This is a genomic window from Umezawaea tangerina, from assembly GCF_003002815.1.
Classification (GTDB): Bacteria; Actinomycetota; Actinomycetes; order Mycobacteriales; family Pseudonocardiaceae; genus Umezawaea; species Umezawaea tangerina.
Window position 1 is genome coordinate 631584 of record NZ_PVTF01000001.1, and the last position, 22727, is coordinate 654310.

At 71.4% G+C, this 22727-nt stretch carries 21 protein-coding genes and 1 riboswitch; of the genes, 10 read left to right on the forward strand and 11 right to left on the reverse strand.

Annotated elements, in window-relative coordinates:
- The first annotated feature begins 262 nt into the window (after positions 1–262).
- Positions 263–1114, forward strand: coding sequence for a fumarylacetoacetate hydrolase family protein (locus CLV43_RS03005; RefSeq protein WP_106185371.1), 852 nt, complete (start codon positions 263–265; stop codon positions 1112–1114).
- 418 nt (positions 1115–1532) lie between these two features.
- Here CLV43_RS03005 and CLV43_RS03010 read toward each other — a convergent pair whose 3' ends face one another.
- On the reverse strand, positions 1533–2207 hold the full coding sequence (locus CLV43_RS03010; protein ID WP_106185372.1) for a FadR/GntR family transcriptional regulator: 675 nt from the start codon (positions 2205–2207) through the stop codon (positions 1533–1535).
- 186 nt (positions 2208–2393) lie between these two features.
- Here CLV43_RS03010 and nagA point away from each other — a divergent pair, with 186 nt between their 5' ends.
- Positions 2394–3596 (forward strand): N-acetylglucosamine-6-phosphate deacetylase, encoded by a 1203-nt coding sequence (gene nagA, locus CLV43_RS03015; RefSeq protein WP_106185373.1) that lies wholly within the window; start codon positions 2394–2396, stop codon positions 3594–3596.
- A 62-nt stretch (positions 3597–3658) separates the two neighbouring features.
- Here the strand turns inward: nagA and CLV43_RS03020 are convergent, their stop codons facing one another.
- The 5 genes from CLV43_RS03020 to CLV43_RS03040 are packed head-to-tail and all read right to left on the reverse strand — an operon-like array spanning position 3659 to position 9257.
- Positions 3659–4702 carry an SIS domain-containing protein gene (locus tag CLV43_RS03020; RefSeq protein ID WP_106185374.1) on the reverse strand — a complete coding sequence of 348 codons (1044 nt, stop codon included), beginning with the start codon at positions 4700–4702 and terminating at the stop codon, positions 3659–3661.
- Between the two features lie 12 nt (positions 4703–4714).
- A complete protein-coding gene (locus CLV43_RS03025; RefSeq protein ID WP_106185375.1) occupies positions 4715–6148 on the reverse strand; it encodes a glycoside hydrolase family 3 protein in 1434 nt (477 codons plus the stop codon).
- Between the two features lie 5 nt (positions 6149–6153).
- Entirely contained in the window at positions 6154–6975 is an 822-nt protein-coding gene (locus CLV43_RS03030) for a carbohydrate ABC transporter permease (protein WP_106185376.1), read from the reverse strand.
- Positions 6972–7961, reverse strand: coding sequence for a carbohydrate ABC transporter permease (locus CLV43_RS03035; protein WP_106185377.1), 990 nt, complete (start codon positions 7959–7961; stop codon positions 6972–6974). Before CLV43_RS03035 ends, CLV43_RS03030 begins: the two co-directional genes overlap by 4 nt.
- A 9-nt stretch (positions 7962–7970) precedes the next feature.
- Positions 7971–9257, reverse strand: a complete 1287-nt coding sequence (locus CLV43_RS03040; protein ID WP_106185378.1) for a sugar ABC transporter substrate-binding protein — start codon at positions 9255–9257, stop codon at positions 7971–7973.
- A 229-nt stretch (positions 9258–9486) separates the two neighbouring features.
- Between CLV43_RS03040 and CLV43_RS03045 the strand changes: the two genes are divergently transcribed.
- Positions 9487–10245, forward strand: coding sequence for a GntR family transcriptional regulator (locus CLV43_RS03045; protein ID WP_106185379.1), 759 nt, complete (start codon positions 9487–9489; stop codon positions 10243–10245).
- Between the two features lie 358 nt (positions 10246–10603).
- The gene (locus tag CLV43_RS03050) at positions 10604–12094 is read left to right on the forward strand and encodes an MFS transporter (protein WP_281262139.1); all 1491 of its coding nucleotides are present in this window, start codon (positions 10604–10606) and stop codon (positions 12092–12094) included.
- Here CLV43_RS03050 and CLV43_RS03055 read toward each other — a convergent pair whose 3' ends face one another.
- Positions 12095–13051: a threonine ammonia-lyase gene (locus CLV43_RS03055; protein ID WP_106185380.1), complete on the reverse strand. Its 957-nt coding sequence runs from the start codon at positions 13049–13051 to the stop codon at positions 12095–12097.
- A gap of 65 nt (positions 13052–13116) precedes the next feature.
- Here CLV43_RS03055 and CLV43_RS03060 point away from each other — a divergent pair, with 65 nt between their 5' ends.
- Positions 13117–13890 (forward strand): hypothetical protein, encoded by a 774-nt coding sequence (locus CLV43_RS03060; protein WP_106185381.1) that lies wholly within the window; start codon positions 13117–13119, stop codon positions 13888–13890.
- 595 nt (positions 13891–14485) lie between these two features.
- Positions 14486–15505, forward strand: a complete 1020-nt coding sequence (locus CLV43_RS03065; protein ID WP_342749743.1) for a S1 family peptidase — start codon at positions 14486–14488, stop codon at positions 15503–15505.
- Between the two features lie 105 nt (positions 15506–15610).
- Here CLV43_RS03065 and CLV43_RS03070 read toward each other — a convergent pair whose 3' ends face one another.
- Both CLV43_RS03070 and thiE read right to left on the reverse strand, forming a co-directional pair.
- A complete protein-coding gene (locus CLV43_RS03070) occupies positions 15611–16372 on the reverse strand; it encodes a dioxygenase family protein (RefSeq protein ID WP_106185951.1) in 762 nt (253 codons plus the stop codon).
- Between the two features lie 34 nt (positions 16373–16406).
- On the reverse strand, positions 16407–17099 hold the full coding sequence (gene thiE / locus CLV43_RS03075) for a thiamine phosphate synthase (protein WP_106185383.1): 693 nt from the start codon (positions 17097–17099) through the stop codon (positions 16407–16409).
- Between the two features lie 44 nt (positions 17100–17143).
- Positions 17144–17255, forward strand: a riboswitch (TPP riboswitch).
- On the opposite strand from thiE, the gene thiO reads away from it, so the two are divergent.
- The 4 genes from thiO (at position 17250) to CLV43_RS03095 (ending at position 19740) form a co-directional block, all read left to right on the forward strand.
- A complete protein-coding gene (gene thiO / locus CLV43_RS03080; protein WP_106185384.1) occupies positions 17250–18263 on the forward strand; it encodes a glycine oxidase ThiO in 1014 nt (337 codons plus the stop codon). It overlaps the preceding riboswitch by 6 nt.
- Positions 18260–18460 (forward strand): sulfur carrier protein ThiS, encoded by a 201-nt coding sequence (gene thiS / locus CLV43_RS03085; RefSeq protein ID WP_106185385.1) that lies wholly within the window; start codon positions 18260–18262, stop codon positions 18458–18460. The genes thiO and thiS overlap by 4 nt, the downstream gene beginning before the upstream one ends.
- A gap of 1 nt (position 18461) precedes the next feature.
- Positions 18462–19229 carry a thiazole synthase gene (gene thiG, locus CLV43_RS03090; RefSeq protein ID WP_106185386.1) on the forward strand — a complete coding sequence of 256 codons (768 nt, stop codon included), beginning with the start codon at positions 18462–18464 and terminating at the stop codon, positions 19227–19229.
- Positions 19230–19296: 67 nt separating this feature from the next.
- Entirely contained in the window at positions 19297–19740 is a 444-nt protein-coding gene (locus CLV43_RS03095; protein ID WP_245886093.1) for a MarR family winged helix-turn-helix transcriptional regulator, read from the forward strand.
- A gap of 449 nt (positions 19741–20189) precedes the next feature.
- On the opposite strand, the gene thiD is transcribed toward CLV43_RS03095, so the two are convergent.
- Both thiD and thiC read right to left on the reverse strand, forming a co-directional pair.
- Positions 20190–21008: a bifunctional hydroxymethylpyrimidine kinase/phosphomethylpyrimidine kinase gene (gene thiD / locus CLV43_RS03100; RefSeq protein ID WP_106185387.1), complete on the reverse strand. Its 819-nt coding sequence runs from the start codon at positions 21006–21008 to the stop codon at positions 20190–20192.
- A gap of 1 nt (position 21009) precedes the next feature.
- Complete coding sequence (gene thiC / locus CLV43_RS03105) at positions 21010–22665, reverse strand: phosphomethylpyrimidine synthase ThiC (RefSeq protein WP_106185388.1); 1656 nt, start codon at positions 22663–22665, stop codon at positions 21010–21012.
- Between the last annotated feature and the right edge of the window lie 62 nt (positions 22666–22727).

A 22727-nucleotide genomic window follows, 5' to 3' on the forward strand; every position in this document is an offset into this window, starting at 1 on the left:
TCCCTCGTCGGACGGCGGCGGCGTGGAATCCGGCGGACGGTGACTGGTCGTGCGCGGACTGCAAGAGTGGACGATCGGAGGCCGTCGCGGCCCCCGGTCGCACGGCGTTCATCCCAACGGGGGGTGGTCGGGCCGTTCGGCCTGGTCGGGCGGTACCGGGAAAGATCGATTCATCGGACGACTCGTCGGTCGACCTCTGGACGGGACCGGGACCGACGCGTTATACATCCGACGTATCACGCCACCAGGAGGAGGAACAGCCGTGCAGTTCTTGCGTCTCGGAGCACCGGGGTCCGAACGTCCAGCCGTCCGCCACGACGGCGGTACGCACGACCTCACCCCGCTCACCGGGGACGTCGACGGCGCGTTCCTCGCGGCGGGCGGGATCGCCGCCACCCGCGCCGCGCTGGCGGCGGGTGAGCTGCCCGCGCTGGACGAGGGCGACCTGCGCGTCGGGCCGCCGATCGCGGCCCCCGGCAAGATCGTCTGCATCGGGCTCAACTACCGCGACCACGCGGAGGAGACCGGCGCCGCCCTGCCCACCGAGCCGGTGGTGTTCCTCAAGACCGCGGACACCGTCGTCGGCCCGCACGACGAGGTGCTGATCCCGCGCGGGTCGGTCAAGACCGACTGGGAGGTCGAGCTCGGCATCGTGATCGGCGCGACCGCCCGGTACCTGGAGACCGACGAGGAGGCGCTGGCCTGCGTCGCGGGGTACGTGCTCTCGCACGACGTGTCCGAGCGCGAGTTCCAGATCGAGCGCGGCGGCACCTGGGACAAGGGCAAGAACTGCGAGACCTTCAACCCGCTGGGCCCCTTCCTCGTGCCCGCCGACGAGATCGCCGACCCCCAGGAGCTCGGGCTGCGGCTCTGGGTGAACGGCGAGCTGAAGCAGGACTCCTCCACCAAGAACATGATCTTCCCGGTGGCCGAGGTGGTCCGCTACCTGAGCCGGTTCATGGTCCTCCGACCGGGTGACCTGATCAACACGGGGACGCCTGCGGGTGTCGCGCTCGGGCAGGGGGAGCCGAAGCCGTATCTGAGGGAGGGGGATGTGGTGGAGCTGGAGATCGAGGGGCTGGGGAGGCAGAGGCAGGTTTTTGGGCAGGCTTGAGGGGTGGGTGGGGGTGCGGGTGCGGGCTGGGGGAGTCCGGCCCTCGGTTGCGTCGTGCCCACCCGTGGGAAGCCCGGCCCCCGGCGCGCGATTGTCTCAATGCTTGATCTTGCTTGTCAAGACGATAGAACTGTCTTGACAAGCAAGATCAAGCAGGAGGGCGCTGTGGATCGGGGGCAGAGGGGAAGTCTGGCTTCGCCAGCATCGAGCTGCGCTCGACAGGGCATCCTCGGCTTCGCCGTCGGACAAGGCATCGGCTGGCGCCGACAAGGCCCCGGGCGCTCCGCGCCGGATGCGCGCTGGCGGGCTGCGCCCAACGGGGTGCTGTGCTCGGCTTCGCTGTCGGGCGGGGCATCCTCGTTGTGTGGCCAGAACCTTCGTTTTTGGTGGGTCTCAGGTGTTTGTGTGGCCTCGGTGGTCAGGTGAGGTCGGAGAGCCATTGTTCTACGCCGGCTACGTGGACTGTGGTCCAGGAGCGGGCCAGTTCGGTTTCGTGGAGGGCTAAGGCGTCGACGATGGCGCGGTGTTCGGCGATGGTGCGTTCGGCGGCGCCTGCTTGGGCGATGCCGCGCCAGATGCGGACGCGCACCGTGGGGCCGGCGAGGGTGTCGAGTAGTTGGGCCAGGTAGGCGTTGCCGGAGCTGCGGGCGATGGCGCGGTGGAACTCGAGGTCGTGTTCGACGAGTTGTTCGACGGAGCTGGCTTCGGCGCCGGAGTCGCACATGGTGCGGAGGGTGGCGATCTCCTCGGGGGTGATGCGTTGGGCGGCGAGGGCGGAGGCGGCCGGTTCGAGGATGCGGCGGACCTGGAGGACCTCGAGGACGGAGTCCTCGCCGCGGTGGAGGTCGAGGACGAAGGACAGTGCTCCGAGCAGGTCGTCGGCGCGGAGGCTGGAGACGTAGGTGCCGTCGCCCTGGCGGACGTCGAGCACGCGGACGAGCGAGAGCGCCTTGACGGCCTCGCGCAGCGAGTTCCGGGACAGGCCAAGGCGTTCCGCGAGGTCGGCCTCGCGCGGTAGGCGGTCGCCGGGCTTGAGCTCCCCGCTGACGATCATCTCTTTGACGCGCAGGATCGCGTCGTCCGTGACTGCCACGGCACCCTCGACTCGGTAGTAGACCTCGGATGTCTGGTGTCCAGTATGGGCCACCCGTGTGCGTTTCGCGTGCACCCGTGCTGGCGCTGTCCCACCGAACAGGAGCACAATCAGTTATCTTTTCACGAAAGGTGACTAAATCAGTGTTGTCCGGCCATAATGGTCTGGACCATTTGAGGAGGGACCTTGGACACGGTTGTCGCAGCCCCGCGAGCACTACTCGGTCGCACCATCACCGGTCCCGCCTACGTGCGCATCCGGGCCGGTCGCATCGCCGAGGTCGTCGCGGGTGAACCACCCGCCGGCGCGGAAGTGCTCACCCACGGACTGCTCACCCCCGGTCTGGTGGACATCCAGATCAACGGGGCGGTAGGCGTCGACTTCGCCGAGGTGGACTCCGCGAGCATGCGGGTCGTCGCCGAGGCGCTGCCGCAGACCGGGGTGACCCGGTTCCTGCCGACGTTGATCACCGCGCCGGTGCCCGTCGCGATCAGGCAGGCACGAGCGGTCCTCGCCGCGTCGGCCGCGCTGCCCGAGGGCGTCGGGGCGCGGCCGCTGGGTGTGCACTTCGAGGGCCCGTTCCTGTCGCCGAAACGGCCCGGCGTGCACGACCCGGCGCTGATGGTGGAGCCCGGTTCCGCCCAGATCGACGAGCTGCTGGCCGACGACACCCTGCGGCGCGCGTTGCGCATGGTGACGCTCGCGCCCGAGCAGCCCGGTGGTCTGGAGGCGGTCCGCAGGCTGGCCGAGGCGGGTGTGCTGGTGGCGGTCGGCCACAGCGACGCGACCGGCGAGCAGACCAGGGCGGCCGCGGACGCGGGCGCCAGGATGGTCACGCACCTCTTCAACGCCCAGCGCCCGCTGGGCCACCGCGAGCCCGGTGTGCCCGGTGTGGCGCTGGTGGACGACCGGTTCACGCTCGGCCTGATCGCCGACCTGGCCCACGTCGGGCCGGACGTGTGCAGGCTGGTGTTCAACGCCGCGGGCGACCGCGTGGCGCTGGTGACCGACGCCGTGGCCGCCGCCGGGATGCCTCCGGGCCGCTACCAGCTCGGCGGCGCGGACGTCCTGCTCACCGAGGACGGCGTCCCGCGCTCGCCGGAGGGCACCATCGCGGGCAGCGCGCTGACCCTGGACCGGGCCGTGCGCAACATCGTGTCGGTCGGCGTGAACGAGGCCGACGCCCTGGCCTCCGCGACGATCGTGCCCGCCGAGGCGATCGGGGAGTCGGGGCTGGGCCGCCTGGCGCCCGGTGCCGTCGCCGACCTCGTGTGGTGGGACGACGACCTCAACCCGCTCAAGGTGTGGGTGGACGGGCACGTCGTGTTCGACGCCGCCGAGGGTGGGCCCGTCGCGCACGCCGTGGGGTACGCGACCGCGGGCCAGTAGCACCGCCGAACGAGAAAAGGGCCCCCGATCCTCGGATCGGGGGCCCTTCGTCGTGGGAACGCCTACCGCGTGCGGGTGACCTTCTTCAGCCCGCGCGGGCTGTCCGGGTCGCCACCGCGCGCCAGCGCCAACCCGAGCGCGAGCCGTTGGACGGGCAGGATCTCCAGGATGGGCGCGACCTCCTCGGCCGTCTCCGCCACGGGGATCCGCAGCGCGGCCGACACCTTGTCCGCCGCGGAGCCCACGGCGAGCACGTCCGCGCCCCGCCCGTGCACCACGTCCAGCACCTCGTGCAGGGCGTCGCCGCCCTTGCCCGCGCTGGTCACGGCGAGCACGGCCGTCTCGCCGTCCACGGCCGCGACGGGCCCGTGCAGCAGGTCGGCGCCGGAGTACGCCCGCGCGGCCAGGTAGCTGGTCTCGGCCAGCTTCAGCGCCGCCTCCAACGCGGTGGGCAACGAGAACCCGCGCCCGGTCGTCAGCACCCTGTCCACGAACCGGTACCGGCGGACGGCCTCGACCACGGCCTCCTCCGCACCGTCCAAAGTGGACTGCGCCAGCTCGCCCAGCCTGGCCGCGTGCTCGCCGTTGCCGCCGCGGATGCCGTCGAACAGCAGGTACAGCGCCAACAGCGTGGCTGAGTAGGTCTTGGTGGCCGCCACCGCGTGCTCGACCCCGGCGCCGACGTCCACCGACAGCTCGGCGGCGGCGTTCAGCGGCGAGTCGGACGTGTTGGTCACGGCCACGGTCAGCGCGCCCTGCTTGCGGGCGGCCTGGGTGACCTCCAGCAGGTCGGGGGACCCGCCGCTCTGGCTCACCGACACGACGAGCACGTCGCGCAGGTCGGGCTTGCCGCCGTACAGCGTGGTCGTGGAGGGTGACACCAGGCCCGCGGGGAGCTCCAGCAGCACCTCGGTCAGGTACTTCGCGTAGAGGGCCGCGTGGTCGCTGGACCCGCGCGCCGCGAAGAGGACGAAGCGCGGCTTGCGCTCGCGCACCACCTCCGCGACCCGCGCGATCCCGGAACGCCGCTCGACGAGGCCGGAGAAGATCGCCGGTTGCTGCGCGATCTCCGCTGCCATGTGGTGGCCGGGCTGCTGCTCGGTCATGCCGTACCCCTGTCAGGTGGTCGCGAGGCGGCTGGAGGCGATGCGCTCTGCCGCGGCGCGCAGGCACACCCGTGAACCGCCGTGGGTGTTCACGCGGGCGACTGTGCCCAGGTCAGGCCCCGGCACGCCGGTTTCGACATGCACGAGGTCCAGACCAATATTAACCAGCCCGGTGACCAGATCGCGAGCCCAGAGGTGCCGGTGGGCCTCCCGTGTCACCACGATCACGGTCCGCCCGTCGGCCTGCCGGGCGACCTCCTCGGGCGTCACCGAGTCCGTGGCCAGCACGGACGTGCCCTCGACCAGCTCGGTCAGGTACGGGCCGAGACCCCACGGGACGGCGCCGACGGCCTCCGAGGGGGCGACGACCAGGTCCAGCACGAGCGGTGGACCGGTAATGACCAGCGCGCCGGTCACCTCCAGGGCCCTGCGCGCCGCCTGGAGGCCGATCTCGGCGTCGTGACCGGTGACCGCGGCGGGAGGCGTGCCGAGCGCGGCCGTGCGCTCCGCCGCCTCCTCCAGGCGCTCCCGCGACAGCTCGCCGGACTCGACGGCCGCCACGATGCTGTCGATCAGCCGCTGCAGCCCGTCGTCGTCCAGCGGCTCACCGCCCAGGCACAGCGCGTCGACGCCCGCGGCCAGCGCGCGCACCGAGCCCTGCGCCAGGTCGCCGCCGACGGCCTTCATGTCCAGCCCGTCGGTGATGACCGCGCCGGTGAAGCCCAGCTCGTCGCGCAGCACGGCCACGGCCTTCGGGTTGAGCGTCGCGGGCGCGTCGCCCCACTCCGGGACGACCAGGTGCCCGGTCATGACCGACCGCACGCCCGCCGCGACGGCCGCGCGGAACGGCACCAGCTCCACGGCGTTCAGCTCGGACACGGTCCGCGGCAGCACCGGCAGCTCGTGGTGCGAGTCGGCCGTGGACGCGCCGTGGCCGGGGAAGTGCTTCGCGCACGCCGCCACGCCGACGGCCTGCTGGCCCTCGACGAACGCGGCCACGTGCTCGCCCGCCACGACCGGGTCCGAGCCGAACGCCCGGACGCCGATGATCGGGTCGTCCAGCGTGAGCACCAGGTCCGCCGACGGCGCCAGGTTGAGCGACACCCCGCAGGCCGCCAACCGGGCGCCGATCGAGGCCGCCACGGCCCGCGTCAGCGCCACGTCGCCGGTGGCGCCCAGCGCGTGGTTGCCCGGCACCTCCGACCCGCGCCCGGCGTCGAGCCGGGTGACGTCGCCGCCCTCCTCGTCGATGCCGATCACCACGTCGCCGCGGGCGCCGCGCAGCTGCGCGTTCAACGCGGTGACCTGGTCGTCGTCCACGACGTTGCGGCCGAACAGCACGACGCCGCCCAGCCCGTCGGTCACGCGCTTGAGCAACCAGTCCGGGGCGGTGGTCCCGTGGAAGCCCGGTAGCAGTACGGCGGCCGCGAGCCGGTGCAGCGACATGCGCTCTATCCCTTCACGGCACCGGCTGTCACGCCGGTGACCATCTTCCGCTGGACGATGAGGAAGAACACGAGCACGGGCACGGTGAACAGGGCCGACGCGGCCATCGCGCCGCCCCAGTCGGTGCCGAACGCGGACTGGAAGCCGCTCAGCCACACGGGCAGGGTCTCCTTGTCCTCGGCGCGCACCATGACCTTGGCGAACAGGAACTCGTTCCACGCCGTGATGAACGCGAACACCGAGGTGGCGACCAGGCCGGGGCCGAGCAGCGGCAGCGTGACGCGCCGGAACGCGCCCCACCGGCCGCAGCCGTCGACCATGGCGGCCTCCTCGAGCTCGATCGGGATGCCGTTGACGAACCCGCGCAGGGTCCACGCGCAGAACGGCAGCGTCACCGCGAAGTAGATGAGGATCAGCGACGACAGCTGCTGGTACAGGCCGAGGTCGCGCATCATCAGGAACATCGGGATCAGCAGCGCCTCGAACGGCGCCATCTGCGCCACCAGCATCAGCATCACGAAGCCCTTGCGGCCCCGGAAGCGCATGCGGGACATGGCGAGCGCGGCGAGCAGGCCGATCACCAGCGCCGCCACCACGGCGGACAGCGAGACCAGCAGGCTGTTGCCCAGCGACTGGAGGAAGCCCGGCTTCGTCCACGCGGTGACGAAGTTGCCGCTGGTCACCGAGGACGGGATCAGGTCGAACGAGCTGGACAGCAGGTCCTTCTTCGGCTTGAGCGCCGTGGTGACCATCCAGTACGTGGGGAAGGCGAAGAACGCGGCGACGAGCACCGCGACGACGTTCGCCGACACCTTCTTCGCGTTCACAGCTTGCCCTCCTGGGTCTGCAGCAGCTTGCGCAGGTAGGACACCGTGAGCAGGGTCAGGATCACGACCATGAGCACGCTGACCGCCGCGGCCACGCCGAAGTGGCTCTGCGAGATGCCCTCCAGGTACTGCAGGACCGGCAGCGTCGTGGAACCGCCGCTCGGCCCGCCCTCCTTGAACACCCAGATCTGGGTGAAGACCTTGAAGTCCCACAGCAGCGACAGGAACGTCACCATCATCAGCAGGGGCTTGAGCTCGGGCCAGGTGACCGCCCGGAACGTCTGCCACGCCGTCGCGCCGTCGATGCCCGCGGCCTCGTAGAGGTCGGCGGGCACGCCGATCACGCCCGCGTACAGCGAGAACGCCAGGAACGGGATGGCCTGCCAGACGATCAGCAGCCCGATCACCGAGAGCGTCGCCGTCCCGGTGGAGAACCACGAGTGCCCGGCGTAGTCGAAGCCGAGCTTCACCAGGATCTTGTTCAGGATCCCGTACTGCTGGTCGAAGATCCACTGGTAGACCGTGGTCGACGCGATGATCGGCATCGCCCACGCCAGCAGCATGCAGACCTGCAGCAGGATCCGGACCGGTGTGCTGAGCTGGCGCATCAGCAGCGCGATCACCAGGCCCACGACCACGGAGGTCGCGACCACGACGGCGGTGAAGACGACCGTGCGGAGGGTGATCTCCCAGAAGCGCGGGTCGGACAGCACCTTGGCGTAGTTGTCCAGGCCGACCCACACGACCTGGCCCCGGACGAGCTCGCCGAGGTCGAGCTTGCGGAAACTGGTCACCACCACCGAGACGACCGGGAACCCGATCAACCACAGGATGCCGATCACGGCGGGGGCCAGCAGCAGGTACGGCAGCAACCGGTCGAAGGTGCTGCCCCGGCGGCGCCTCGCGCCGCCCGCAACGGCACGCCGCGGTGCCGGCGAGGAGGTCCTCACCGGCACCGCGGCGTCGGTCGTCTCAACGGCCGTCATCGGGGATCGTCAGCCGCCGAGCAACGCGGTCAGCGCCGTGTTGGCATCGCCGGTGGCCTGGTCCAGGCTCTTCGCGCCGGTCAGGTACGCGGTGAGCATGTCCTTCAGCGGGTTCTGGCCCGCCTCGACCGCGGCCCACTTCGGCGTGGCCGGGGTGACCTTGCCGTTGGCGGAGGAGGCGGCGAGCGCCTTGCCGACCGGGTTGGACGCCAGGGAGGCGGTGTCCTTCGAGGTGCCGGGCACGGTGCCCGCGGCGCCGAGCTGGTCCTGGTACTTCTTGCCGCTGAGCAGCTTCAGGTAGCTCTTGGCCAGGTCGACGTTCTTGCTGCCCGCCGGGATGGCCAGGTTCGAGCCGCCGAGGAACACGGGGGCCGACTTGCCCGCGGTCTTGGACGGGATCGGGAACGCGGAGGTCTTCTTCTCCAGGTCCGGGTTGGCCTTGACGGCGCCGCCCAGCTCCCACGGCAGACCGATCATCATCGCCACGTTGCCCGTGCCGAAGACCTCCATCTGCTGCGGCTTGGCCTCGTCGGTGTCCTTCGGGGCCTTGGTGCCCGAGGCGTCGACGAGCTTCTTGTAGAAGTCCACGCCCGCCTTGGCCTGGGCGGAGTCGAGCGAGCCGACGAACTTGTCGCCGTCCTTCTTCGCGACGTCGCCGCCCTGGTCCCAGATGAACGAGAGCAGGGTGTACCAGGACTGGCCCGGCAGGTAGAGCGCCTGGAAGTCGGGGTTGGCCGCGTTGGCCGTCTTCAGCTTCTCGATCGCGGCCAGCCACTCGTCGTTCGACGTGGGGGGCGCGGTGATCCCGGCGGCCTCGAAGAGGTCCGTCCGGTAGATGACGGTGCGGTTGGACGCGTAGAACGGCAGGCCGTACTGCTTGTCCTCCCAGGTCAGGGAGTCCTTGAGGCCGCCGAGCCACTCGCCGCCGTTGAGGTTGGAGGCGTCACCGGTCAGGTCGAGCAGCGTGCCCTCCGACGCGAACTTCGGCGTCTGGGTGTTGCCGAGCTCGATCACGTCGGGCGGGGTGTCGCTGGTCAGCGCGGTGGTCAGCTTCTCCTGGATGCCGCCCCACTTCTGGACCTCGTACTTGACCGTGACGTCCTTGTTCGAGTCCTGGAACTCCTTGTTCAAGGCGTCGGTCAGGGTCGTCGGCGCGGAACCGTCCATCAACCACACGGTCAGCGTCTTCGGACCGCTTGAGCCCGCGGTCCCGGTGTTGCTCGCGCTCGTGCCACAGCCGGCCACGGCCACCGCCAGTGCGGCGGCACCAACGGCAAGTCCTCTCAAGCCCTTCACGTATGCGCCCTTTCAACAAGCCCGGTCCAGAGCGACCGGGGTCAGCCAAGTGGTGTAGACCAATGCGGCCTAGAGTGTGCCGCGCCACAGGCTCTGTCAAGGACGTTGCCGAGACGTTGCAAAGTCATCCGACGAATTTCCTATGGGTTGTCGGGGGTTCGAACGCACGATCCGGCGCGGACAAGGCATCCTGTGGGTGGAGCCGCGATGCAGTACGAGGAGGAAGGCCATGCTGGAGACGACGCCTGGAGCAGGCGTGGACGCCAGGTCTCGTGCGCAACGCGAGCCGAAGTACTGGGGACTCAAGCGGCACCTGCTGGACCTGTTGCGCGCGCTGCCGCCGGGGTCCCCCATCCCGACCGAACGGTCGCTGGCCGCGGACTTCGACGTGTCGAGGACCACGGTCAGGCAAGCGCTCGCCGAGCTGACCGTCGAAGGACGGCTGCTCAGGGTGCAGGGCAAGGGCACGTTCGCGGCGGAGCCGAAGGTCGCGCAGCGCCTGCAGCTGTCTTCGTACACAGAGGACATGCGGGCGCAGGGCCGCAAGCCGTCGTCACGCCTCATCGAGGCGTCCGAGCTGCCCGCCGAGGCCGAGCTGGCCAGGTTCCTGGGCGTCCGCGCGGGCGCCAAGGTGCTCAGGCTGCACCGGCTGCGGTTGGCCGACGACGAGCCGATGGCCATCGAGACGACCCACCTCGCGCTGGGCCGCTTCCGCGGTCTGCGCCGCTACCTCGCACCGGGGACCTCGCTCTACCAGGTGCTCCGGGAGCGGTTCGGCGTCGAGATGGGCCACGCCGAGGAGACCATCGAGACGGCGCTGGCCAGCCCCGAGGAGGCCGAGCTCCTCGGAGCGGACATCGGCCTGCCGATGCTGCTGCTGTCGAGGCACTCGTTCGACACCGAGGGCAACCCCGTGGAGTGGGTGCGGAGCGTGTACCGGGGGGACCGGTACAAGTTCGTGGCCACGCTCAACCGCCCGGCCGGATGACCGGCGGAACCGCTGGTCCCGGCTGATCGGAACGGTCGGGACCAGCGGTTCTGTCAACGTTGTCGTACCCGTCCGGTCGCGTCGGTCTCGGGGAGCCAGCCTATCGGGGGACCCCGCCGCCGCCCCGCGCGGCGATCGTGGCGTCTTCTCGCCGACCCGGTCCGGGGGCGCCGCCGCAACGTGCCTCGGCGGCAACTTGGCCCCTCACGGAAACGTCATGAAGTCCTCCGAGGCGTCCCATCGGGTGGATCGGGCGGTCTGACCCATCGGATTTCCCTATGGCTGCTTCGCGCACCCGAACTTTTCCGATCAAGGTCGTGGTCGGGCCCGCCCCGTGCGTTGGGGTGACAATGGCGCGGTGGTGACCACCGAGGTGATCGTCTGGGGCACTCCCAGGGCGAAGGCAGTGCTGGCGACGACGATCGTCGGGTCCGGCATGGCGATGTTGGACAGCACGATCGTGAACGTGGCCCTGCCCAGGATCGGCGAGGAGCTCGGGGCCTCGGTCGCCGGGCTCCAGTGGATCCTCGACGGGTACCTGCTGTCGCTGGCGGCGCTGATCCTGGTGGCCGGGTCGCTGGGCGACCGGTACGGGCGCAGGCGGATGTTCACCTTCGGCGTGCTGTGGTTCGGCGCCGCCTCGCTGCTCTGCGGCCTGGCGCCCACCACGGAGCTGCTGGTGGCCGCCCGGATCCTGCAGGGGGTCGGCGGCGCGCTGCTCACGCCGGGGTCGCTGGCGATCCTCCAGTCGACGTTCGCGCGGGAGGACCGGTCGCGGGCGATCGGGTCGTGGTCGGGGCTCGGCGGCATCGCGTCGGCGGTGGGGCCGCTGGCGGGCGGGCTGCTGGTGCAGGCCGGGTCGTGGCGGCTGGCGTTCCTGATCAACGTGCCGATCGCCGTGGTGTGCGTGTGGATGGCCCGGCGGTTCGTGCCCGAGTCGCGGGACGAGACGCTGACCGGGCACCCGAACATCCTGAGCTCCGCGGTCGGCGCGGTGGGGCTCGCCGGGGTGACCGGCGCGCTGGTGGAGGCGCCCGCGCGGGGTCTCGACCCGCTCGTGGTCGGAGCGGGGGCCGTCGGCGTCGCCGGGCTGGTCGCGTTCGGCGTGCTCCAGGTCCGCGGCCACAAGCCGCTCGTGCCGCCCTCGCTCTTCGCCAACCGGACGTTCGTGCTGGCCAACGCGTTGACGTTCCTGATGTACGCGGCGCTGGGCGGGGTGCTGGTGCTGGTGATCCTGCAGCTGCAGACCTCGCTGCACTACTCGCCGACGGCGGCCGGGCTCGCCGGGCTGCCCATCACGGTGATCATGCTGGTGCTGTCGGCCAGGTCCGGGCGGCTGGCCCAGCGGGTCGGACCGCGGGTGCAGCTCGTCGTGGGGCCGCTGCTGGTGGGCACGGGGATGCTCCTGCTCCGCAACGCCGAACCCGGCGCGACCTACCTCACCGGGGTGCTGCCGGGGATCACCGTGTTCGGGCTCGGCCTGGCCACGGTCGTCGCCCCGGTCACCGCGACCGTGCTCGCCGCCGCCCCGGACCGCTACGCGGGGGTGGCGTCCGGCGTGAACAACGCCGTGGCCCGCACGGGCAGCCTCGTCGCGGTCGCCGCCCTGCCCGCCGTCGCCGGGCTCACCGGCAAGGGGTACGCCGACCCCGTCGTGATGACGGCGGGCTGGCAGAAGGCGCTGCTGGTGTGCGCGGCGGCGGCCGCGGTCGGCGGACTGCTCGCGCTCGGCACCGACAACGGGGTGCTGAACGAGGTGGCGCCGGAGGACCGGCCGCAGGGCCCGCCTGCCGACTGCCACTCGTGCGGCGTCGAGGGGCCGCCCACGCACGTCCGGCTGGCGCGCTAGCTACTCCGCCAGCAGCTCGGAGAGCAGTGCCGGGTCGAGGTTGCCGCCGGAGACGACGGCGACGGTCCTGCCCGGCGGCAGCTCGTCGCGGTGGTTGAGGTAGGCCGCGACGGTCACGGCACCGCTGGGCTCGGCGACCAGGCGCGAGTTGTGGACCAGCCAGGGGACGGCGGCGCGGATGTCGGCCTCGGACACCGCGACGATGCCGTCGACCAGTTCGCGCATGTGGGCGAAGGTCAGCTCGGAGGGCTCGGCGCGCAGGCCGTCGGCGATCGTCCGGGCGCGCAGGGCGGGCGACCACGACGACGACCGCCTGCCCGCGCGCAGGCTCTCGGCGGCGTCGGCCGCCAGCGCCGGTTCCACGCCGATCACGCGCGCGTCCGGGCAGAGGGCCTTGATCGCGACGGCGACGCCGGAGATCAGGCCGCCGCCGCTGACCGGGACCAGCACGGTCCGCACGTCGGGCAGGTCCTCGGCGATCTCCAGGCCCACCGTGCCCTGGCCAGCGATGACGTCCACGTGGTCGAACGGCGGGATGAGGGTCGAGCCGCGCTGGTGGGAGAGGTAGCGGGCGCGGGACTCGCGCTCGGCCACCGGGACGGTGTGGACCTCGGCGCCGTGGCTTCGGGTGGCGTCGATCTTGACCCGCGGCGTGGTGTCGGGGACGACGATCACGGCGGGGACGCCGAACCGCTTGGCGGCGTAGGCGACGGCCTGGGCGTGGTTGCCGCTGGAGTACGCGACGACGCCGAGCACCCTGACCTCCTCGGGGAGGCGGGCCAGGGCGTGGAAGGCCCCGCGGATCTTGAAGGCGCCGACCGGCTGGAGGTTCTCCGGCTTGAGCCAGAGCGGGCGGTCGTCGTCGGCCCACGGGCACGGCAGCAACGGGGTTCGCAGCACGGCGGGGGCCACGAGGGCGGCTGCCGCGCGGATGTCGGAGATCGTGACCAGGCGCACCAGGAGATGATGCGTGGTGGTCCTCACCTCCGACCAACCGACACGGCGGTCGACCCGTCCCCCTCTTGGACGAGCAGGAGACCGGCTACCAGTTGAGGATCATGAGCGAGGAGCACGAGAAGAAGACCGGACTGGACCTCAAGCCCGCGCAGATCGCCGCGGGAGCGTTGGCCGCGGTGACCGCGGCCTTCCTGGGATCGAAGTTGAACGTCGCCGGGACGATCTCCGGCGCCGCCGTCGCGAGCGTCGTGAGCACGATCGGCGGAGCGCTGTACCAGCGCTCGATCGAGCGGACCCGCGAGTCGGTGCGCAGGGTCGGGAGCAAGGCGTGGGTGGTCCGCTCCGTCGAGGGCGTGACGCAGGTCGAGACGATCACCGGCACACCCCCTTCGGGAGTGGCGGAGAACACGGCCGAGACCGAAAAGGACACAGAGGACAAAACGGCGGAAATCCGGCGCTGGCCACGGATCGCGGCGGGCGCGGTGCTCGTGTTCGCGCTCGGCATGCTGGCCGTCACGGGCGTCGAGTGGGTCCGCGGCGAGCCGCTGTCGGGCGGTTCCGAGGGTACGACGCTGGGCGCGGTCGTGGGCAAGCCGACCGAGCGCCGGGACCAGCCGCCGACCCCGTCCACATCGGACGCGCCGACCCCGACGACCGCGCCGTCGGTGACGTCCTCGGCGCCGCCCACGGGCACCTCATCGGGCGCTCCCGCGACGACGACCGAACCGACCGCGCCGAGCACGTCGACGGCGCCCTCCACGGGGTCGTCGTCGGCACCCGCGCAGCCGGGTTCGCAGACGCCCGCGCCCACCGCGACGGAGCCGTCGCCGGGTCTGTGAAAGGTCGGGGTTACGCCGAACCGACCAACTGGCAATTTGCCCGATCCGGTGATCGTTTAACTACTCCGAGTGAGAGTTAACAGTCAACGGCTACACACCGGAGTTGATTGGTCGTGAGCTGTGACACACTTCGCCCTCAGATGGCCGCGACTGTCACAGGTCACAGGCCTATAACGTCGCTCGATCGGGTGAATACCGGTCAGTAGACGACCCGGAAGGAGGGCTGTGCGAACCGTGGAGACCCCGCGCGGACACACGACTCCGAGGCTTTCGGCGGTCGGTTCTCGACCTTCATCCGACTCGGGCTTGGCGTCGACAGCGGGACGAAGAAGTAGGAGGAGGGTGGGGCGACCCCTGCCGCCGCCCCACCACCCGTCCCCCTAGAGCCCCCAAGAGCGGTCCCTGCAACCACTCCTGGGTTCCCTGCACCCGAAGATGAGGGAGACGTCTAATGATCCGCACGAGTGCGGCCCGCCTCACCGGAGCTGCCCTGCTGGCGGCCGGCGCGGCGATTGCTCTCAGCGTACCGGCGATTGCCGGCCCCGCTGCGGTGAACGTGGCAACTCCGGCCGATACGGAGAGCTACTCGCCCGAGTTGCTCCAAGCGGTCCAACGCGACCTCGGCCTGAACGCCGACCAAGCGCGCACCCGACTGGCCAACGACGACAAGGCCGAACAGGTGGAGGGCAAGGTCAAGTCGGCCCTCGGTGACCGGTTCGGGGGCGCCTGGATCGACCAGGCCTCCGGCAGGCTCACCGTGGCCACCACCGACGCCGCCACGTCCGACACGGCCCGCGCGCTCGGCGCGGACGTGCGCGTGGTCCGGTTCTCGCAGCAGCAGCTCGCGGGCACCAAGGCGGCGCTCGACTCCATGTCGGCGCCCCTGTCGGTCACCGGCTGGCGCGTCGACGAGGCGGCCAACACCGTCGTCGTCGAGGTCAACAGCGACAAGCGCGACGCGGCCACCGAGGCCTTCATCACCTCCGCCAGGAGCCTCAGCCCGGCCGTCAGCGTCGCGGTGACCACCGAGGCGCCCCGGACGCTCTACGACACCCGTGGCGGCGACGCGTACTACATCGGCGGCGCCCGCTGCTCGATCGGCTTCGCGGTCACCGGCGGTTTCGTCTCCGCGGGCCACTGCGGCTCCACGGGCAACGCCACCACCGGCTTCAACCGGGTCGCCCAGGGCACGTTCCGCGGCTCGTCCTTCCCCGGCAACGACTACTCCTGGGTCGCGACGAACTCCAACTGGACCTCCCGCCCGTGGGTGAACCGCTACAACGGCAGCAACGTCACCGTCACCGGCTCCACCTCGGCGGCCGTCGGCGCGGCGATCTGCCGGTCCGGCTCCACCACCGGCTGGCGCTGCGGCACGGTGCAGCAGAAGAACGCGACCGTGAACTACTCGCAGGGCTCGGTGTCCGGCCTGACCAGGACGAACGCCTGCGCGGAGCCCGGTGACTCGGGCGGCTCGTGGGTCGCGGGCACCAACTACAGCCAGGCCCAGGGCGTGACCTCGGGTGGTTCGGGCAACTGCACCTCCGGCGGCACGACCTACTTCCAGCCGGTCGGCGAGATCCTCTCCGCCTACGGCCTGACCCTCACCAGGGGCTAGCCCGACGTCCGGTGGCGAGTGGACTCCCTGCCCGCTCGACACCGACATGGGGAACGCCCCCGCTCCGGCACCCTGCGCCGGGCGGGGGCGTTTCCGCGTCCGCGGTCAGCCGAACTGCACGGACCGCTTCGACAGGCCGTACCAGAAGCCGTCCACGGCGGTCTTGGGCGCGTTCTGGTCCAGGCTCGCGCCCAGCGAGACGAACAGCGGCGCGAAGTGCTCGGTGCGGGGGTGCGCGATGCCCGCGGCGGGCGCCTTGCGCTGGAAGTCCAGCACCGAGTCGACGTCGCCCTCCGCCAGGGCCCGCATGGCCCAGTCGTCGAACTCCACCGACCACGACGGCGGGGCGGCCGCGGTGCCCAGCGACATGTCGATGCCGCGCAGGTTGTGCGTCATGAACCCGCTGCCCACGACCAGCACGCCCTGCTCGCGCAGCGGCGCGAGCCTGCGGCCGAGGTCGAACAGCTCCCGAGGGTCGAGGCTGGGCATGGACATCTGGAGCACCGGGACGTCGGCGTCCGGGAACATCTCCTTGAGCGGCACGTAGGCGCCGTGGTCGAGGCCGCGGTCCTCCTGCTCGACCGGTCCGGTGTCGCTGAGGAGCTTGCGGACGTCCTCGGCCAGCTCCGGGGCGCCCGGCGCCGCGTACTCGACCTCGTAGTAGCGCCTGGGGAAGCCGTAGAAGTCGTAGTACAGCCGCACGGTGCGGGTGGCGCCGAGCGTGACCGGCGACTCCTCCCAGTGCGCGGAGACGACCAGGACGGACTTCGGGCGCGGCAGGTCCGCGGACCAGGAGGCGAGCTCCTCGGTCCACCGCTCGTCGTCGGCCAGCGGGGGAGCGCCGTGGCTCAGGTACAGGACAGGCATCACGAGGGCCAGCGTACGCGGTTTAGTTCAACTTTCAACTAAGCTGTGAGCGCAGTCGCCTGGCCGCGTCCTCGGGGTCCTCGGCCGCCGTGACGGCCCGGACCACGACGATCCGAGTGGCCCCCGCGGCGAGCACCTGGTCGAGGTTCGACAGGTCGATGCCGCCGATCGCGAACCACGGGATCCCGGCGCTCTTGCGCATCTGAACCTGTGCGCCCGCGAGCGGTTCGGGCCGACCGGCGGCCGCCCGGACCAGCGAGAGGCCCGGTGCCCGGCGGCCCGGCTTGGTGGGGGTCGGCCAGCACGGGCCGGTGCAGAAGTAGTCCACGCCCGGCTCCTCGGCGGCGGCCCGCATCTGCGGCACGTCGTGGGTGGACCGGCCGATCGCCACGTCCTCGCCGAGCAGCCGCCGCGCGACGGGCACCGGCAGGTCGTCCTGGCCGAGGTGCAGCACGTCCGCGTCGACGGCGGCCGCCACGTCCGCGCGGTCGTTCACCGACAGCAGCGCGCCGTGCCGCGCGCACGCCTCCGCCAGCACCTCCAGCGCGGCGATCTCCTGCTTGGCCTCCAGCCCCTTGTCGCGCAGCTGCACCACGTCCACACCGCCGCGCAGCGCCGCGTCCGCGAAGTCGGCGAGGTCGCCGCGTTCGGCGCGCGCGTCCGTGCAGAGGTAGAGCCGAGCGGCGGCGAGCCGCCGCCTGATCTGGGTCCCGTCGAGTCCTGGCACGCCCAGGACGTTAACCGCGGCAACGATTCTTGCGCTACGGTGAGGGCGGTCCGCACGGGAGCCCGGAGAACACCGGGCTGAGAGGGAGCGTGGTTCGCTCCGACCGTCGAACCTGATCCGGGTCATGCCGGCGCAGGGAGCGTGAGTGCCTTGGTCCAACGCGTAACCGTCCTGGGCGGCGGTGTCATCGGGCTGTCCACCGCCTGGCGGGTGGCCGCGAGCGGTCGCGCGGTCACGGTTTTCGACGACGGCTGCCGCACCGCGGGCTCGTGGGTGGCGGGCGGCATGCTCGCCCCGGTCACCGAGTCGTGGCCCGGCGAGGAGGAGCTGCTCGACCTGGGCTCCCGCTCGTTGGCCAGGTGGCCCGCGTTCGCGGCGGAGCTGGGCGACGTCGGCCTGCGCACCGAGGGGACGCTCGCCGTGGCGCTGGACTCCGCCGATCTGGGCGTGCTCGACCAGCTCGCCGGGCACCTGCGCGGGCTCGGCCGCGAGGCCGACCGGGTGACCGGCCGCGAGCTGCGCGCGCTGGAACCCGGTTTGGGGCCGCGGGTGCGCGGCGGCCTGTCCGTGCCGGGGGACCTGGCCGTGGACAACCGCAGGCTGCTCTCGGCCCTGCGCAAGGCGTGCGCGGCCCACGACGTCCGGTTCGAGCCGCGTCGGGCCACACCGTCCACTGTGGACGCGGACGTGGTCGTCATCGCGGCGGGCGCGTGGAGCGGCGCTCTGCACCCGGCGCTGGCGCCGGTAATCCGCCCGGTGAAGGGCGAGATCGTGCGGCTTGCGGGTCGGCGCGGCGCGCTGCCGCCGCCGACGCGCACCATCCGCGCGCACGTGGAGGGCCGCGCGGTCTACCTGGTGCCCAAGGACGACGGTCTCGTCGTGGGCGCCACCCAGTACGAGAGCGGGTTCGACGAGGCCGTGACCGTCGGCGGCGTGCGCGACCTGCTGGGCGACGCCGAGGCCGTGCTGCCCGGCATCGCCGAGTACGAGCTGGTCGAGTCCGCCGCCGGGTTCCGCGCGGGCAGCCCGGACAACCTGCCCGTCATCGGCTGGCTGGAACCCGGTGTGCTGGCGGCGACCGGCCACCACCGCAACGGCCTGCTGCTGGCCCCGATCACCGCCGAGAAGGTGCTCACCCTGCTGCGCGAAGGAGGAACCCCGTGAAGGCACGGGTCAACGGCGAGCTGCGCGACCTGCCCGACGGCACGACCGTCGCCGCGGTGCTCGCCCTGCTCGGCGCCCCCAGCTCCGGTGTCGCGGTCGCCGTCGACGGCGAGGTCGTGCCGCGCGCCGAGTGGCCGCGCACGGCCGTCCCCGACGGCGGCACCGTCGAGGTCCTCACCGCCGTGCAGGGGGGCTGACGTGGACGACCTGCTGGTCATCGCAGGTCGCGAGTTCGGCTCCCGGCTCGTCATGGGCACCGGTGGCGCGGCGAACCTGGCCGTGCTGGAACGGGCCCTGGTCGCCTCGGGCACCGAGCTGACCACCGTCGCCATGCGCCGGATGGACGTCGGCGGCGGCACCGGCGTGCTGGAGTTGTTGCGGCGCCTGGGGATCGAGACGCTGCCCAACACCGCGGGCTGCCGCGGTGCCGCCGAGGCCGTGCTGACCGCCAGGCTGGCGCGCGAGGCCCTGGGCACGAGCTGGGTCAAGCTGGAGGTCGTCGCCGACGAGAAGACCCTCCTGCCCGACCCGTTCGAGCTGCTCGCCGCCGCCGAGACCCTCGTGGACGACGGTTTCACCGTCCTGCCCTACACCAACGACGACCCCGTGCTCGCCCGGCGGCTGGAGGACGTCGGCTGCGCCACCGTCATGCCGCTCGGCTCGCCGATCGGCACCGGTCTCGGCATCCGCAACCCGCACAACATCGAGCTCATCGTCTCCCGCGCCACCGTGCCCGTCATCCTCGACGCCGGTGTCGGCACCGCCTCGGACGCCGCCTTGGCCATGGAGCTGGGCTGCTCCGCGGTGTTGCTGGCCACCGCCGTCACCCGCGCCCAGGACCCGGAACGCATGGCCGCCGCCATGCGCGCAGGCGTCGAGGGCGGCAGGCTGGCCAGGCTCGCGGGCCGCATCCCCCAGCGCTTCTGGGCCCAGGCGTCGAGCCCCGCTCCGGACACCGACCTCTGAGCACGCGGTCGGAGACGGCATGATGGGGGCCTGCACCCCCACCGCGCCGCTCCGAGGAGGACATGCCGTGACGGCACCGACGGCCGACGAGGTCGAAGACGCCACCGCACGCCTCTTCCTCGCCATCGGCAGGTTCTCCAGACTCCTCCGCCGCACCGGCTCCCCCGGCCTTGGCCCAGGCGCGGTCTCAGCCCTCGCCACCCTCGCCCGCTGCGGCCCCATGCGCCTGGGCGACCTGGCGCAGAAGGAGGGAGTCGCCCCACCCACCCTCTCCCGCATCGTCGCCGCCCTCGTCGAAGCCGGCTACGTCCGCCGCGAACCCGACCCCCAGGACGGCCGCGCCTGGCTCGCCACCCCCACGACCGAAGGCCAGGAAATGGTCTCCGGCGTCCGCTCGGCCCGCATGCAGGAACTACAACGCCGCATGGAACTACTCTCCCCAGAACACCAATCCGCCCTGATCGCAGCCCTGGGCGCCTTGGAAGAAATCGTCGCCGAGGAAAACCGCTAACACCCCCAGCACGACGCACCCGCCCCTCGGGCGCAAAGCGCCCACCCGCCCGCTAGACCGACGCGAAGCGAGCAGCAGCCACCCCACCCCGTTGGGCGAAGCCCGCCATCGCGCATCCGGCGCGGAGCGCCTGGGGCCTTGTCCGCAGCGCAGCAAGGATGCTCAGTCCGCCGCGAAGCGCGGATGCCCTGTCCGACGGCGGAGCCGAGGATGCCTTGTCGAGCGCAGCTCGATGCTGGCGAAGCCAGACTTCCCCTCTGCCCCCGATCCACAGCGCCCTCTTGCTTGATCTTGCTTGTCAAGACAGTCCTATCGTCTTGACAAGCAAGATCGGGCATTGAGACAATCGCGCGCCGGGGGCCGGGCTTCGCGCGGGGTGGGCACGACGTGACCAAGGGCTGGGTTTCTACCGGGGACGACAGTCAGACCTCACCGGGAAAACCCCCAACTCACCCCTCCAACCTCCACAAAGGCGACACCGGCCCAACCCCCGCCCCCAACGCGTAAGAAGCCCTCACCGACCTCACCACGAACTCCTTCCCGAACCTCACGGCCTCGACCACCCCCTCCCCCCTCGCCAGCCTCGAACAGATCGCCGAAGCCAACGTGTCCCCGCTCCCATGCGTGTGCTTCGTGTCATACCTGGGCCCCGGCAGCTCCACGAACTCCGACCCGTCGAACAGCAGGTCCAGGCACTCCGGGTCCGCCCACATGTGCCCGCCTTTGACCAGCACCCACTCCGGCCCCAGGTCGTGCAGCGCCCGTGCCGCTTCCCGTTGCCCCGCCCGGTCCACCACGTCGATCCCGGTCAGCAGCCGCACCTCGTCGAGGTTCGGCGTCACCAGCGTCGCCCGCGGGAACAGCAGTCCCCGCACCGCTTCCAGCGCGAGGTCGGTCAGCAGCTGGTCCCCGTGCATCGAGGCCGCCACGGGGTCGACGACGAACGGGGTCGTCCCGGTCCGCCCGATCCCCACCTGGTCGCAGGCGTCGGCCACCGCCTCGATGATCCCGGCGCTCGCCAGCATCCCCGTCTTGGCGGCTCCCACCCCGATGTCCGTGGCGACCGCCAGGATCTGCGCGGCCACCACCTCGGGTGCCATCTCCACGAACCCGGTGACGCCCAACGAGTTCTGCACCGTCACGGCCGTGACGGCCGTCATCCCGTGCACCCCGCAGGCGAACAGCGTGCGCAAATCGGCTTGGAGTCCCGCACCACCGCCGGAGTCGGACCCGGCGATGGTGAGGACCCGCGGAGGAGTCGTGTTCACCTCAGGAAGTCTCCACGACCGGGAGGTAGACCTTGTTGCCGTGGTCGCCGAACTCGGCGGACTTCTCCTCCATGCCCGCCTCGATCGCTTCCACTGTGGACAGTCCGTGCTCCTCGGCGTACCTGCGCACGTCCTGGGTGATCTTCATCGAGCAGAACTTCGGCCCGCACATCGAGCAGAAGTGGGCGGTCTTCGCCGGTGCCGCGGGCAGCGTCTCGTCGTGGAACGAGCGGGCCGTGTCCGGGTCCAGCGACAGGTTGAACTGGTCCTCCCACCGGAACTCGAACCGCGCCTTGGACAGCGCGTCGTCCCAGTCCTGCACGCCGGGGTGGCCCTTGGCCAGGTCGGCCGAGTGCGCCGCGATCTTGTACGTGATCACGCCCGTCTTCACGTCGTCCCGGTTCGGCAGGCCGAGGTGCTCCTTCGGCGTGACGTAGCAGAGCATCGCGGTGCCCAGCCAGCCGATCTGCGCCGCGCCGATGGCGGAGGTGATGTGGTCGTAGGCGGGCGCGATGTCGGTCGCCAGCGGGCCGAGGGTGTAGAACGGCGCCTCGCCGCACCACTCCTCCTCCAGCCGGACGTTCTCCGCGATCTTGTGCATCGGCACGTGGCCGGGGCCCTCGATCATCACCTGCACGTCGTGCGAGCGGGCGACGTGCGTCAGCTCCCCGAGCGTGCGCAGCTCGGCGAACTGGGCCTCGTCGTTGGCGTCCGCGATGGAGCCCGGCCGCAGGCCGTCACCCAGCGAGAACGTGACGTCGTAGGAGCGCAGGATCTCGCAGAGCTCCTCGAAGTGCGTGTAGAGGAAGCTCTCCTTGTGGTGGGCGAGGCACCACGCGGCCATGATCGACCCGCCGCGCGAGACGATGCCCGTCACGCGCTTGGCCGTCATCGGCACGTACCGCAGCAGCACGCCCGCGTGCACGGTCATGTAGTCGACGCCCTGCTCGGCCTGCTCGACCACGGTGTCGCGGTAGAGCTCCCACGACAGCTTCGCCGGGTCGCTGTCGACCTTCTCCAGCGCCTGGTAGATGGGCACCGTGCCGACCGGCACCGGTGAGTTGCGCAGGATCCACTCGCGGGTCTCGTGGATCCGCTTGCCGGTCGACAGGTCCATGATCGTGTCGCCGCCCCAGCGGGTGGCCCACACCATCTTGTCGACCTCGTCCTCGATCGACGACGACACGGCGGAGTTGCCGATGTTCGCGTTGATCTTCACGAGGAACTTCTTGCCGATGATCATCGGCTCGGCCTCGGGGTGGTTGCGGTTGAGCGGGATGACCGCCCGCCCGATCGCCACCTCGGAGCGGACGAACTCGGGGTCCACGTTCTCGCGGACCGCGATGAACCTCATCTCCGGCGTGACGACCCCGGCCTTGGCGTAGGCCAGCTGGGTCACCGCGCCGTCCACCGGCCCGCGCGCGGCGATCCAGTCCGCGCGGAGCCTGGCGAGTCCACTGTGGACGTCGATGGTGGCGTTGGAGTCGGTGTACGGACCGGATGTGTCGTACAGGTCGACGTGCTCGCCGTTGGTCAGCTCCACCCTGCGGAAGGGGACCCGCACGCCGTCGCCCGCGTCGCGGTAGACCTTGCGGGAGCCCGAGATCGGGCCGGTGGTTACTGACGGTCGGACTGAGCGGTCGTCAAGTGCCGTCACGACATTTCCTCCCTACGCCGGCATTACCCGGTCAGGTTCGAGCGGTCGGCGGCACCGTGCCC

Coding starts and splice junctions, on each gene's coding strand:
- CLV43_RS03070 (WP_106185951.1), bottom strand. CDS start 16,372: ATGCCTGTCCTGTACCTGAGCCACGGCGCTCCCCCGCTGGCCGACGAC.
- CLV43_RS03020 (WP_106185374.1), bottom strand. CDS start 4,702: ATGACCGAGCAGCAGCCCGGCCACCACATGGCAGCGGAGATCGCGCAG.
- CLV43_RS03025 (WP_106185375.1), bottom strand. CDS start 6,148: ATGTCGCTGCACCGGCTCGCGGCCGCCGTACTGCTACCGGGCTTCCAC.
- CLV43_RS03035 (WP_106185377.1), bottom strand. CDS start 7,961: ATGACGGCCGTTGAGACGACCGACGCCGCGGTGCCGGTGAGGACCTCC.
- CLV43_RS03045 (WP_106185379.1), top strand. CDS start 9,487: ATGCTGGAGACGACGCCTGGAGCAGGCGTGGACGCCAGGTCTCGTGCG.